Source organism: Pararhizobium arenae, assembly GCF_001931685.1.
GTDB classification, from domain to species: domain Bacteria; phylum Pseudomonadota; class Alphaproteobacteria; order Rhizobiales; family Rhizobiaceae; genus Pararhizobium; species Pararhizobium arenae.
The window spans coordinates 18,679-31,469 of sequence record NZ_MOOY01000007.1 but is presented as its reverse complement, the minus strand read 5'-3'; the positions used below and the strand labels follow the sequence as shown (position 1 = coordinate 31,469).

13 protein-coding genes are annotated in these 12,791 nt (G+C 52.7%); 3 read left to right on the top strand and 10 right to left on the bottom strand.

Annotation, left to right across the window (positions count from 1 at the left end; all coding sequences use genetic code 11):
• Positions 1-223: 223 nt before the first annotated feature.
• The 5 genes from BLX89_RS16215 to BLX89_RS23930 all read right to left on the bottom strand — a co-directional run bounded on the left by BLX89_RS16215 (position 224) and on the right by BLX89_RS23930 (position 6,008).
• Positions 224-1,051 (bottom strand): alpha/beta fold hydrolase, encoded by an 828-nt coding sequence (locus tag BLX89_RS16215; RefSeq protein WP_143523667.1) that lies wholly within the window; start codon positions 1,049-1,051, stop codon positions 224-226.
• A gap of 289 nt (positions 1,052-1,340) precedes the next feature.
• Entirely contained in the window at positions 1,341-2,762 is a 1,422-nt protein-coding gene (locus BLX89_RS16210; protein WP_158025960.1) for a mechanosensitive ion channel domain-containing protein, read from the bottom strand.
• A 149-nt stretch (positions 2,763-2,911) separates the two neighbouring features.
• Positions 2,912-4,057, bottom strand: a complete 1,146-nt coding sequence (locus tag BLX89_RS16205) for a hypothetical protein (protein WP_245292846.1) — start codon at positions 4,055-4,057, stop codon at positions 2,912-2,914.
• Between the two features lie 54 nt (positions 4,058-4,111).
• A complete protein-coding gene (gene hmpA / locus BLX89_RS16200) occupies positions 4,112-5,323 on the bottom strand; it encodes an NO-inducible flavohemoprotein (RefSeq protein WP_075292001.1) in 1,212 nt (403 codons plus the stop codon).
• A 196-nt stretch (positions 5,324-5,519) separates the two neighbouring features.
• A complete protein-coding gene (locus BLX89_RS23930) occupies positions 5,520-6,008 on the bottom strand; it encodes a preprotein translocase subunit TatC (protein ID WP_198935159.1) in 489 nt (162 codons plus the stop codon).
• 105 nt (positions 6,009-6,113) lie between these two features.
• Between BLX89_RS23930 and BLX89_RS16190 the strand changes: the two genes are divergently transcribed.
• Positions 6,114-6,533, top strand: coding sequence for an Rrf2 family transcriptional regulator (locus BLX89_RS16190; RefSeq protein ID WP_075292000.1), 420 nt, complete (start codon positions 6,114-6,116; stop codon positions 6,531-6,533).
• Between the two features lie 4 nt (positions 6,534-6,537).
• Here the strand turns inward: BLX89_RS16190 and BLX89_RS16185 are convergent, their stop codons facing one another.
• On the bottom strand, positions 6,538-8,085 hold the full coding sequence (locus BLX89_RS16185; RefSeq protein WP_075291999.1) for a PAS domain-containing sensor histidine kinase: 1,548 nt from the start codon (positions 8,083-8,085) through the stop codon (positions 6,538-6,540).
• Positions 8,086-8,291: 206 nt separating this feature from the next.
• On the opposite strand from BLX89_RS16185, the gene BLX89_RS24325 reads away from it, so the two are divergent.
• A complete protein-coding gene (locus BLX89_RS24325) occupies positions 8,292-8,552 on the top strand; it encodes a hypothetical protein (protein ID WP_143523652.1) in 261 nt (86 codons plus the stop codon).
• A 141-nt stretch (positions 8,553-8,693) separates the two neighbouring features.
• Here the strand turns inward: BLX89_RS24325 and BLX89_RS16180 are convergent, their stop codons facing one another.
• Positions 8,694-9,443: an SDR family oxidoreductase gene (locus tag BLX89_RS16180; RefSeq protein ID WP_075291998.1), complete on the bottom strand. Its 750-nt coding sequence runs from the start codon at positions 9,441-9,443 to the stop codon at positions 8,694-8,696.
• A 136-nt stretch (positions 9,444-9,579) separates the two neighbouring features.
• Positions 9,580-10,230, bottom strand: coding sequence for a cysteine hydrolase family protein (locus BLX89_RS16175; RefSeq protein ID WP_245292845.1), 651 nt, complete (start codon positions 10,228-10,230; stop codon positions 9,580-9,582).
• 420 nt (positions 10,231-10,650) lie between these two features.
• On the opposite strand from BLX89_RS16175, the gene BLX89_RS16170 reads away from it, so the two are divergent.
• Positions 10,651-11,130, top strand: a complete 480-nt coding sequence (locus BLX89_RS16170) for a carboxymuconolactone decarboxylase family protein (protein ID WP_075292275.1) — start codon at positions 10,651-10,653, stop codon at positions 11,128-11,130.
• A 150-nt stretch (positions 11,131-11,280) separates the two neighbouring features.
• Here BLX89_RS16170 and BLX89_RS16165 read toward each other — a convergent pair whose 3' ends face one another.
• Positions 11,281-11,694: a cupin domain-containing protein gene (locus BLX89_RS16165; protein WP_198935163.1), complete on the bottom strand. Its 414-nt coding sequence runs from the start codon at positions 11,692-11,694 to the stop codon at positions 11,281-11,283.
• A gap of 110 nt (positions 11,695-11,804) precedes the next feature.
• The gene (locus BLX89_RS16160) at positions 11,805-12,701 is read right to left on the bottom strand and encodes an alpha/beta fold hydrolase (RefSeq protein ID WP_245292844.1); all 897 of its coding nucleotides are present in this window, start codon (positions 12,699-12,701) and stop codon (positions 11,805-11,807) included.
• Positions 12,702-12,791 lie beyond the last annotated feature (90 nt).

Below are 12,791 nucleotides of genomic sequence, written 5' to 3'. Positions count from 1 at the left end.
ATAATCGGTTCCAAGATTACGCGATTGAAGATTCCCAGCCATTTTTGACGACATGAGATGCAGCAGCGTCGGGAGTTCGTTCGTAACAGAGCTATGGCCTTCAGGCCGCATAATCGAAGAGCGCCAGTGCGATGTGTAGCGCTGGCGCTCTTCGTTAGGTCGTTTTCGAAAGGACGCGGGACTGACGGCCCGTGTCCTTCAAGGGGTCGTCAAAGACTCTCGGTCACGACTTGATGAATGCCAGAAGGTCTTCGTTGATTGTCTCGGCTTCCGTCGTGCACATGCCATGTGGGAAACCATCATAGACCTTCAGGGTGCCGTTTTTGAGGAGTTTCACCGAAAGCTTTGCAGAATCGTCGATTGGCACGACCTGGTCGTCTGCCCCGTGCATCACGAGCGTAGGAACGGAAATCGACTTAAGGTCCTCGGTGAAATCGGTTTCTGAGAAAGCCTTGATACCGTCGTAGTGCGCCTTGGCACTGCCCATCATCCCCTGACGCCACCAGTTGTCGATGACGCCTTGCGAGACTTTTGCTCCGGGCCGATTGAACCCATAAAATGGCCCCTCAGGAATGTCGCGGAAAAACTGCGCGCGATTTGCGGCCAGTGGCGCGCGGAAGCCGCTGTCAAAGACTTCGAGCGGAATACCGCCTGGGTTGTTTTCGGTCTTAAGCATAATGGGAGGGACCGCCCCAATCAGAACCAGTTTAGCCGTCCGATTCTGACCATGCTTGGCAACATATCGGGTTGCTTCACCGCCACCAGTTGAATGGCCGATGTGCACTGCATCTTTCAGGTCGAGGTGCTCGGCGACAGCTGCCGCATCGGCTGCATAGTGATCCATGTCATGACCATCGGAGACTTGGCTTGAGCGACCATGGCCACGGCGATCATGAGCAACAACGCGGAAGCCCTTGCTGACAAAAAACAGCATTTGAGCGTCCCAGTCATCGCTGCTGAGCGGCCAGCCGTGATGAAACACAATTGGCTGCCCCGTTCCCCAATCTTTGTAAAAAATTTCGACGCCGTCTTTGGTCTTTACCGTACCCATATCTCGTTTCCCTTCGTCGGTTGTCGTCTGCGCCGAGGCAGAACGTGCAATAGGTGGAAATGCAGCCGCGACACCGGCCGCGACGCCTAACGCCAGCACGTCCCGCCGCATCAAACTTGATGTGCTGAAATCGTTTTTTTCCGTCATCATTCTCTCCATGGCCGTGCAGGATTGAACGTCGCGTGCGAAGACGAACTTCCTCGGCAACGCACGCATCCTGAATAGGACAGAATGAGAGTGGGATAAAAAAAAGAACGTTCTCAGATATACATGGGTATATTGGGATGGGTCATCGCAACCCGAAAAGACTTCTGATTTTCGCCGACAGCGACGCCGGTGTTGGTTGGGAAATTCCCCCTACGTGATCCAGTAGGTACCGCTCGCGTTCCAGCCTATGTGACAAAACTGCGGCCAATTCTTCGGTAAGCGAGGGGCGGTCCTTCAAAAATCCTGCGAGCCTGTCTTTGGCGATCTCGTATCCATGAGTTGGGGTGAGTGCAAAGATGTCACCGTGCTCAAGCATGCCCATGAGAACGCCTCTCTCACCGAAAAAATCGCCTGAAGACACACGAGCAATCTCGGTTGTCTGTCCGCCCTCGTGATTTTCGATCAGGACTACACCTCTCTCGATCAAGATCAACGATGTCAACGCATTGTTCTGCTTCACAATCATCTGGTTTTTCGCGAAATAGACGCGGACCATAAGCTGGGACAGTGCAGCCCTCTCATGCGGCAGCATGACCTGGAATAGCGGGATTGAATTCAGACATTCCAGCGCTGAATCCCCTGTTTTCGTCTCAGTAGTACCATTGATATCACTTCTGATCGGGCCAGCTACCAGCGAAAGCCGACACGCACGAGAATGTCGATAAACAAGATCGTATATCTCATTCTTTGCCTCAGTGACGTTCTCAACGTTCTTGATCCGCGCGCCCAATTCGAGGGTGATAGCATCTCCATCAAGTCCAACGACCGCGACAGACGGAGGAGGCGCGCGCATTACCTTTGTGCACCCGAGTAGGACCGTCTTCATTGCATCGACAATCACGTGGGGTCGCTCGGTGGGTAGAAAACGTGTGGTGACCGTAATACCGTGGCTTTCGTCCGGGCTGCTGAAATTTGTCAGTCGCGATTTCGCCAACGTCGAATTCGGCAGGATTATAACATCGTTGGTGGAGCTGAGGAGGTGGGTGGACCGCCAGTTCGTTTCTATGACCCGCCCCTGCAGACTGTCGTCAAGAACAATCCAATCCCCCACAACATAGGCCTGGCCAAGATTGAGCGCGATGCCAGAGAAAACGTCGTTCAATGTACTCTGCATGGCCAAACCAAGGACAATTGCAAAAACACCCGAAGTAGCAATCAGGGTGCCCACTGGCACGTTGAATACATACGCAACCAATGACAATCCGGTGCCAATGTAGACCAGACCAGATAGTAAATCGCGGACGAGACGCCCTTCGCGCGGTCTGCGCTCGAAAACTACGAAATGACGTATGACGTTTACGAGAACAAGCGAAAGACTGATCCACCAGGCAGCCTTTGCTGCACCCGTTGCTATTCCCGCAGAGAGATCACCTTGGTGGCCAGGAGAATAGGGTACAATCCCCCTCGAAAGAAGCATCACTGAAAGCGCGACGAACACCAGACCGTCGAGTATGAGCTTAGTTCGCGCCATGTATCGAACGATGAACCGGAGCGGTATCGTCAATATAAGCAAGGCTCCGACTTGGATGACCAGGTGCTCGAAGAGAGATGGGTGCATGACTGGAAACGGTTATCGATGCGCGCACCGTCACGCCACTATACCAAGGTTTACGAAAGCAGTGGCTTGAGGCGACGCCCCAAGCCACTGCTAACTCAATCATGACGGTGCTCAGCTCCACTGTCTTGTGTATCCGCGTCATGAGGATGTTCAGGATCGAAAGAATGAGTTGTTTTTCCCGACACGTCAGCAGGGATATTCTGCTGATTGCCGTAGAACGCTGTGTGAAGTCCCCAATATGCAGTGCAAAAAACGACCAACATCACAGCCAAGCTTATGGGAATGCTGGCAACCCTTTGTTTCAACAGCGTCAGGAGATCGACCCCTCGTCTCTGGTCGGCCGCTACGGCAATGAGGATCGCCATAATCAATCCATGACCAATGAGATCGACCCGTCCAAAGGGCCAGACCGCTGCGGTGAAAATGACGAGAAGTGCGATTGCTGACAGCCTGCGAATTAGGGGTGTCCATAGAAGTCCGAATCCAAGAGTAAATTCGGTAACACCAGCCATCGGGATGAAGACATCGCGAGGCATGCCAAAAGTCAAGAATGGCTTCTCCACGACCAGAGGATAGAACCAGCTGGGAAAGGCAAATTTCTCCAAGCTTGACCACATCAGGGCGATGGCTAAGCCCCAACGGAGCACCTCGAACCGGCGCGCGCGAAGGTTCTCGCTCTTTGCTGGCTCCAAGATGAGGTAGAGAGCCACGCCTAAGCCGAGCGCCAAATAGTCGAAGAGATGAAACAAATCATAGTCGCGTAAAGCAAGTAACCAAAGGGCTACGATTCCTACTCCTGCGATGGGCATCGTCCTTCGCGAAAATACGAAACAGGCTATGACGAGCTGCATCCAAGAGACCCACTCAGCAGGGGTTTTGAGGTCGGGGGTGAGATAAACCCCTCCCACGGCAAAAATCGCAACGAAGAAGGCTGCGATAATCGCGCGAATGTACTCGTCCTGCCTTTCCCATAGAGGCGCGGTCGCGAAATTGAGGCCGCTAATTGCCATCTCACCAAATCGGCTTTTTTCAATCAAGCGCGTGGCAATAAAGAACAGGAGCACCAGTCCGATGCCTACCCAAAACCACGTATCGGTTAACGTGTCAGAGATGGGCTCTGGCTGTGCGCCAACAATATAAGGCGCGAACCATTTGACGTGTGCGAAAGCATTCGCAGGCCAAATAGCGGCCAAAGATGAGGTTAAAAGAATTGTGATGCATGGAGTTCGAAGCGTATTCATGGTTGTCACTTCGCTGATTAGAGATGTGGCCCGGAGGCACTGGGCCGGTTGATGTTAGGCCGCAATCAACTCATCGGCTGGACCGAAGAACTCATAGTGGATGCGGCTACTTGGGACACCTGCGCGTGCTAGTCCCTGGACCAGTGATTTAAGGAACGGCTTTGGACCACAAAGATAGTAGTCGGACCCCATGAGGGGCGTATTTTGCTGGAGCCACTCGACGGTGATAAACCCGTCGTGGTCATGTGAAAGACCAGTTGCGTCGCTTTTCAGCGGGTCACTATAGAAGGTGCTAACAGACACGCGTCCATGACGCGAAGCTAGCGCGCGAACATGGGTATCCATCGCATGCGAGGAGCTGTTGAGTGCGCCATGCACAAAATATGCGTTTAGCTCAGGATAGTCGCTAGCGATTGCCTCCAGCATGCTGACCATTGGCGTAAGCCCTACGCCTCCTGACAACATTACGACCGACCGGGGAGGCTCATCGGGCAAGAAGAAGTCGCCAGCCGGAGGGGTTACTTCGAGGACAGTCCCGATGTCCGCGCAATCGTGAAGATACTTCGAACCGCCTTCACCATTCGGTTCACGCTTGACCGAAATCCGATAGTAATCATCGTTCGGACCGCATGATATGGAGTAGTTTCTTTTGACTTGATGGCCGTCAAGGGTCAGTTTGAATGTAAGGTATTGGCCAGGCCGATGCCTTACGACCTTCCCACCATCCCTGGGACGCAGTATAAACGAAGTTACAACGTCACTCTCAGACGTCTTCTCTGCAACGGTGAATTCGCGCCACCCGTTCCAGCCCCCACTTTGGTTCTCGATTGTGTCGCGCAAAGCTGCTTCCCGCCCTTTCAAGATATCGGCAAGAAACCAGTAAGCTTCCCCCCATGCTTCCAGCAGATCGGGAGTTGCAGCATCTCCGAGCACATCACTGATCGCTGCGAGGAGCGCTGTCGCAACGTATGGGTAATGCTCGGGTAGGATGTGATAGCCGATGTGTTTGTGGGCTATCCGCTCGACCACCGGCGTCAGCGCGGAGAGGTTCTCGATGTTTCTCGCGTAGCCGAGAATGGCGGCTGCGAGCGCATGCACCTGCGAGCCACCCTCCCCCTGGTTCGCATGGTTGAACAAGCTTTTGATGTGATCATCTTCGAAAAGCTTGGCGTACATCCTTTTCGTAATCTCGCTGCCGTGTGCAGCTAACGCCGGAACGCTGAGTTTGACCAGCTCGATGGTCTTGGGAGACAATGTACGAGGCATTTCCAATTTCCTTGTTTTTACTGAACATTTTGTAGGGGCTGACGGTCGTAGAACTCGATGCGGAATCTGACGGGTCCGATGAGGTCGAGATGGTGTTCGATCAGCGGCGGGATTACTCCGAGCGTGCCGGGGCCGAGAAGCTTTCGTTCTCTCCCTCACGGTACCGGAGACTTCCTTCCTCCACTCGGATTAGCCCCTACGATCCTGCTTTCAGCGAATGGTCACGCAGCAGTGCAGCAGGGACAGACGCCTGATCAAAGGACGGTGTTACCTTGTATGGGCTTGGAGCAGAGCGTTCTGGAGTTGTGTTGCTGGACCGCACTGTGGAATGTCCAAACATTGCTACTGAAAGACGAGAAGCAATTCGCGTCGCTTTAGCTTGCATTTCCTGCGCGACGTCAGGTGCTAGCCCTTCGGTGGTCGTTATCTGCCAAAGTTCGAGCCATCTGTTGAACATCGCCGGTTGAATTCGGTCGGCATGAATAACGTGCATGGATAAAGGATTGCCCTTGTAGCGCCCGCTTGTCAGCATCACCGACGACCAGAACTCCGTCAGTCTCACAAGGTGCTCATCCCAATCTGTCACGACCGAGAAAGGTACAGACAACAATGGGTCTCGCCGCACTTTCTCATAAAAGGTGTGCAGGATTTCCGTAATTTTCTTTTCAGTCAGTTCGCACGTCATCACATACCTCGATAATATGCATATGAAATGCATCTATTACATTCCATCAAAACATGCTATTTAAATGCATGTTATCTACGTAGTCATTTTGACGCAGGCGGACTTATGAGACTGACACGCTACACCGACTACGCCATGCGCGTATTGATATACCTTGGTTCACGCGACCAGGGGTTAGGGTCGATCCGCGAGGTTTCGAGCAAGTTTGGCATCTCACAAAACCACATGATGAAGGTGGTTCAGGACCTTGCAGGCAACGGATTTATCGAAACCGTTAGAGGCCGAAACGGTGGCATTCGACTGGCACTTTCGGCCAGCGAGATCAATCTGGGAACGGTGCTTCGGCACACCGAGGGTTTGGATGATCTCCTCGACTGCGCCGGGTGCATGATTGCGCCTGCCTGCGGACTCCCACCCGTTTTGTCCGAAGCGACCCGAGCGTTTGTGAGTGTATTTGACAAGTACACGGTAGCCGATCTAGTGCAAAACAGATCGCAACTGCGAGCGTTGCTAGCTGTTGCTTAGACGTTCAGAGACCACCATCTTTTCTATCAACCTCGGATGCGCTCAGTGCAAACCATAAACTTGCACCGCGTGGGTTATTTTGTGCCCAGAGGCGGCCGCCGTGCGCGTAAATGATTGATCGGGAAATAGACAAGCCCATCCCCATCCCGTGTGGTTTGGTGGTGAAGAATGGGTTGAATATTTTCTCCTGATCGACAATGCCCCGTCCAGTGTCAGAGACCTCGACCAGGACTTCACCCCTTAGCGCGGAGGTCCGCACCATAACAGCTCTTTCATCCTGCTCATCTTCGGCAGCTGCATCCGCGCCGTTCTTAATCAGGTTAGCAATTACCTGCTGTATTTGAATTCTGTCGAGCATCAGCAAAGGGAGATGTGGCGCGGGTTCGACAGAAAGCCGAATGCGTCGGGTGAGCATCTCTTTCTGAAAAAGCTCACTCGTCGTTATGATAATTTCGTTGATGTCGGAAAGTTCTTTCATCCCCCCGTTTTTGAGAAATAGGGCTCTGATCTTTTTCACGACTTCGGAAGCGGCATTGGCGTCTCTAAGTGTATTTTCGGCGCTAGCTAATGCACGATCCACTTTTGGAGGGACCATAGTGAGCCACCGGCGGCAAGCGTCAGAACTCAATACGACGGACGCCAAAGGTTGACTTAGTTCATGAGCTATCGATGCTGAAAGCTCAGCAACGCCAGCAAATTGAGCGGCTTTCGTCAATTTGTCGTAGGCATCGCGGTGCGACTCTTGCGCCCGCACCTCGTTCTCAATATCGAGCATCAATCCGTACCATTGGACTATTTTGCCTGCCTGGTCCCGGAGAGCTTCGATGCGGGCTTCCACCCATCGCCAGACACCATCGGCACGGTACTGACGAAACCGCGCTGTGAATGGCGCGCCCGTAGAGAGGCTTTGGGCTATCGCCGCTTCGACTTGGGGCCGCTCTTCACTATGAACTGCCTTTGCGAGCACGGTCGACAGAAGACTTCCTGTGCCGGAAGAAAGTTCGCTGAGAGCAATTCCGCTCCACTTTTCCAGTCGCTTATTGAAGTAGGTTGGCTCTCCGTCAGGAGCAAAAGTGAAAACCAAACCTGGCAGAGCATCGATGAGGTCGTTTAGGCGCTGTTCGTTCGCTTGGGATTTCTCCATCGCTGTCATTGCGTCGTGGATGTCAATCGTCGTTCCAAGCCAGTAGATGATGTTCCCGGCTTCGTCTCTTTGCGGACGACCGGTAGAGCGAACCCATCTGAACTCTCCTGACGCCGCTCTCGTTTTGTGGGTAACCTCGTACACGCTCTCCTGCGAGATCGCGTTACGCCAAGCTTGCGAAAGTACATCGTAATCTTCTGGTTCTAATGACTGCTTCCAGGCAAAGTCGCCGTTCGCGTCCTTCGACGAAAGAAAATCAACTGAGTTGCCTGAGAAGGCAGTGATGGCTGAGCTGAAACACATGAAGTCGCCATCTGGCCATGCCGCCCATCCGATCCCGGGCATCGCTTCAACCAAATCAATTACTTTTTGCCTGATCTGCTCTCTCGACGAAGTGGATTGACTCAAGTGCTTCTCCCTATCTGCGATACCTCCGGTAGTGGCCTATAGCGATAGCCAGGCAGACCTTAATCGAAGTTTCTCACTTATGGCCACGAGCGCAACTGTTGTCTCGAAGCGCCAAGCTAGAAGCTTGAAACACACACCTACGTATATCTCGATATTCTCTGATTCTGCAATATAGTCATAATATACTATCAGGAAAGGAGCAAACCATGTCGCAGAGAAACAGCAACAGAATCGAAAACGCGCGAGAATCGTCGTCTGCAACGCTAACAATATCTATCGTTTTAATCATCTGCGTTATTTCGTTTTACTTATTTGTATATCTTCCTGCAACATCAAAAGTCCCGACAATGCAGGTGCTCTTGCCAGTGCAGGCCATCGACTACCCGATGAAGAAAGTTTACTTACATTCGGATCGAGAGAAAATGGCCAGTCTGCCGTCGCCACAGCCGGTGACGAGCGGTCGCTGACCTTTGGCGTCGGTTACCATATCGCATCAGTGGCCAAAGCTTTGGCTAGGTCACTTTCAAGCTCGATCCAGGCTCGAACAGACGTTTGAACGCATGAACGCGCCGAGAACTTCGCGGCGCGTCGCAATTTTTGAGCGGTAGTTACGCGGCTGATTTTTTCGCCCAGGTTTCGAAGGTAACCAAACCGGGCTTATAATCATCCAGAGGCACTAACGAAGTCGGCTGCAATCTTGCTCCGAAATATTCAGCTTCAGGATCGCCAACGACGGTGGAGCTGTCTGCTTTCGAAGACAGATAGCTTTCAACAAGTTCATCTGTTCGGAACCGTTCAGGACCTGCCACCTCAACGATCCCGTTGGCTGGCTCCTCTGTCGAAGCCGCAGCTACAAATCTCGCCACGTCCTCACTCGCAATCGGTTGAATGTACGCAGTTGAGACACGAACGACGTTGCCTATTGTGGAAGTGTAAACAATCGCATCGACGAATTCGTGAAATTGCGTTGCGCGCACGATTGTATAAGGCAGGCCCGAATTTTGGATGATTTCCTCTTGAGCCAACTTGGCGCGGAAATAGGCATTCTGCGGTAGGCGATCAATTCCGACAATCGAGAGGGCAACATAGAGCTTGACGCCCGCATCCTTCGCTGAGCGGGTAGCGTTCGATGAAGACCTCGTGAAAAAGTTCAGAACGGCCTCTTCCTCAAATGAGGGCGAGTTCGATACATCGACCACGACATCAGCCCCGGTCATTGCCTCAGCAAGTCCCTCGCCGGTCACTGCATCAATACCTTTACGTCTTGAGGCAACGACAATCTCGTGACCGGCCTCACTCAATAATTCCGCGACAGCGCTGCCGATAAGTCCGCTGCCCCCGATGATGACAACTCTCATTTCGTTTTCCTCGTTCAGTTGGACAATCGTGGATATAATTTATCCATAATAGGCGTACGGTCAACGCCTGAAGTTTGCGAAACCCTCGGGCGGCTGTGAACAAAGTGTTCGCAAATTTGCCGCCGGAAACCGCTCGTTACCCGCCATTTATGTGCGCAACTGTTTCGTCCGCACTCCAAAGTCCGTTTGCGATAAATCGAAAGTTTATCAGTGCAGCGAGATAGCCATCGCCTTCGGGGAATTTTGCTGCCGCGATAGCATCTCGCACGACTGCCACCTCAAAACCTTGCTCAAGCAGATGTCGAAGATGCGATTCAACACATAGATTTGCCGCCATTCCCGCGAGCACAATCTGGTTCACACCAAGTTTGCCGAGTTGAAGAACCAAGTCATTTGCCTGTGGCCCGTAAAGCTTGTGGGGCGAGCAGATGACAGTTTTACCGTCGTCGATAAACTCCTTGAACTCCGGCATCCATTCCGCGCCAGACCCTTCAAAGCCATCGAGCGTCAAAGGGCCGGTCCGGTCAAACATGCCAAGTTTATGCTGCAAGATTTCAAGCGGACCCTGCACTTTCCACCGATGATCATGCGGGTAATAGTAATGGGGAGAGATAACGACTGGCATGTCCGCTGTCTTCGCCGCTCTGAACAGCTTTACCAGATTGGGAACGGTATTGTGCTCAGTCACGCTCTCGCCAACAACGGGCCAAGCCGGGCTCTTGGGGCTCATAAAATCGACCTGAGGATCGATCACCACAAGAGCGGCGCGCTTCGTATCGAGTTTCATGCCAGATCGTGGGAGCGAGGGATTGCTGGGGTCTTGGTAAGCTGACACGTCGGATGCCAACGCCTGGCGTTGAGCCGTTGCAGCAATCGCTCCAACTGTAACACCCCCGAGAATGCTGCCTAAAAACGACCGTCGGCTTTTATCGGTGCAGTTATCGCACATTTTGGGCTCTCCATCTGCCTAGTTGAAGGGAAGCAGTCTCGTTCTAGGGTGATGGAAAAGCGGGCAGTGACAAGTATACTGATGTATCTCCGCCTGGATGCCAGTGACCTTCGGCTTCTATTTCGTAAAAACAACAGCTTTTGAAGATGGTCCGGACGTGTCAGTAACCGTATACCCATAGATATCTTTCCGATCTCCGCCTTCTCTCGTAGCGGCTTCCTGATGTTCATCCGCAACATTTAGAAGGGTCAGAAAATGATTCACGAACGACTAAACTATCCGCAGCATTCGCCCGACGTCTTCAAGAAGCTTGGTGAAGCGACCTTTGCCATTAAGAAGGGACCGCTGGAAAAGAAGCTTGTCGCTCTGGTGGAGGTGCGAGCATCCCAAATCAACGGGTGCGCGTTCTGCCTTGACATGCACATCAAGGAAGCCCGGCTCGCAGGGGAGCGTGAACTGCGGCTCCATCACGTCGCTGCATGGAGAGAATCCCACCTGTTTGATGAACGAGAGCGGGCGGCGCTTCAGTGGACAGAGGCTCTCACAGAGCTACCTACAGCTGGGATATCTGATGAGCAGTTTGCAATGATGAAAAGGCTGTTCTCAGATGCAGAAATTTCTGATCTCACTTTCGTGATCATGCTTATCAATGCATGGAACCGAGCTGGTATTGCCTTCAAAACTGTGCCTGGCTCCGCAGATAAAGCCTACGGGCTGGACAAGGCGAACCTCGAATGACGCGATGATGTTCATCGGAAATTGAAGCTCAAAGCCATCGTCCCCCGAGACTATAAATCTCGGGGGACACACGTCTCACAAAATGCAGCTTCTGACAGATTAGCCGTTTGCCGAGTTCCCCATGACTACCGATGGAAGCAACGCCGCTAATCAGGGATCGGGAGTCGTCAATTCTGTTTCATCAGTGTCGACAACGAAAACAGCCAGAATTTTGGCAGGCTTCGTGTCGCTGGCATTCGCGCTGACTTGATGATGGTCACCTGGAACTTCGATCCAGTTTTCCCAGGTCTTAAAGACCCTTTCCTCACCATCATTGACCTTGCTTTTGATTTCTCCCTCGATCACCGTGGCGGAAATGAACGCGCTTTTTGCATGCGTGTGCGATGGATTGTACCCGCCTGGTCCATACTCCACGAGAACGCCGCGCAGGCTTTTCCCTGGCAAGTTGGGGAGTTTGTGATCGAAAACGACGGTGATTTTGGCGTTATGCGCCTTTTGAGCGGCAAATGTCGGGGTGGCAAGCATACCGATCACGACAGCAGCAGCGATAATTGACTTCAACATCATACGTATCTCCTCTGAGCCAACAGCGGCATCGGCCCAAAGCTAAATGCGATGTTGAAGTAAGAAGAGATATACGTTGGTTTGCCGCTGTCTCGTATGTGATTGCATCGCTATAGCGACGAAACTTCCAGTATCGCGTCAACGAACGCCGACGGAGCCTCCTGGGGAAGATTGTGTCCCACGTTTGGGATCACACGATGAACTCGCTTTGCTGAAAATTTGGAAGCCGACGCCTTGCCGTCTGTCGCCGCTACAACACCATCAGCACCGCCATCCAGCGTAACAGCTGGAACGGATATGACCGGTTGCTTTGCGAGCTTGTCCTCATGACCTACATATTCGGGAAACCCGTCCGCCCCACCTAATCGATGGCGATAGGAATGGATTACAACATCCACATAGTCAGGATTTTCGAATGAGGTCGCACTGCGGACGAACGTCTCGTCGTCAAAGTCCCAGGTTGGTGAGTTATCTCGCCACATAATCTTTGCGATGTCGGCCCTGTTGCGGCTCAAGCCTCGGCGACCTCGCTCCGTCTGGAAATAAAACTGATACCAATAACCTCGCTCGACTTTTGCGGACGCAGGCTCAGACGATTTCGCAATATCCTGGATGAGATAGCTGTTCACGGAGACCAAACCACTGCACCTTTCGGGCCAGAGCGCGGCACCGACGCATGCAGCACGGCCACCCCAATCATAACCGGCAAAGATTGCGCGCTCTATCGAAAGCGCATCAAGGAGGTGCACAAGGTCTTGACCTATCGCAGCTTGCTGCCCTGACCTCGGCGTTGCAGGATCGAGGAAGGTGGTGGTGCCATGTCCTCTGAGGTGCGGAACGATCACCCGATAGCCTCGCCGAACCAACTCCGGGGCAACCTCCCGATAACTTTGAACATCATACGGAAATCCGTGGAGAAGCACGACTGCTTGACCATTTTCAGCACCGCCCTCGTAGTAACCGACGTCGAGAACCCCGGCGTTAATCTGCTTGGCGGTGTCAAACATTTGAACCTCTTGGTATCGAGCATTTGCTGATGAAGTAAGGGTGCTCAAGGCGGTCGTCACGCTGCCAAGTATGAAAGCTCGCCGTTCCAT

Bases quoted from the DNA above. Each gene is read 5' to 3' on its own strand.
- BLX89_RS16205 (WP_245292846.1), bottom strand. From the start codon at position 4,057: ATGAATACGCTTCGAACTCCATGCATCACAATTCTTTTAACCTCATCT.
- BLX89_RS16175 (WP_245292845.1), bottom strand. From the start codon at position 10,230: ATGAAACTCGATACGAAGCGCGCCGCTCTTGTGGTGATCGATCCTCAG.
- BLX89_RS16165 (WP_198935163.1), bottom strand. From the start codon at position 11,694: ATGTTGAAGTCAATTATCGCTGCTGCTGTCGTGATCGGTATGCTTGCC.
- BLX89_RS24325 (WP_143523652.1), top strand. From the start codon at position 8,292: ATGTCGCAGAGAAACAGCAACAGAATCGAAAACGCGCGAGAATCGTCG.
- hmpA (WP_075292001.1), bottom strand. From the start codon at position 5,323: ATGCCTCGTACATTGTCTCCCAAGACCATCGAGCTGGTCAAACTCAGC.
- BLX89_RS16190 (WP_075292000.1), top strand. From the start codon at position 6,114: ATGAGACTGACACGCTACACCGACTACGCCATGCGCGTATTGATATAC.
- BLX89_RS16215 (WP_143523667.1), bottom strand. From the start codon at position 1,051: ATGGGTACGGTAAAGACCAAAGACGGCGTCGAAATTTTTTACAAAGAT.
- BLX89_RS23930 (WP_198935159.1), bottom strand. From the start codon at position 6,008: ATGACGTGCGAACTGACTGAAAAGAAAATTACGGAAATCCTGCACACC.
- BLX89_RS16160 (WP_245292844.1), bottom strand. From the start codon at position 12,701: ATGTTTGACACCGCCAAGCAGATTAACGCCGGGGTTCTCGACGTCGGT.
- BLX89_RS16180 (WP_075291998.1), bottom strand. From the start codon at position 9,443: ATGAGAGTTGTCATCATCGGGGGCAGCGGACTTATCGGCAGCGCTGTC.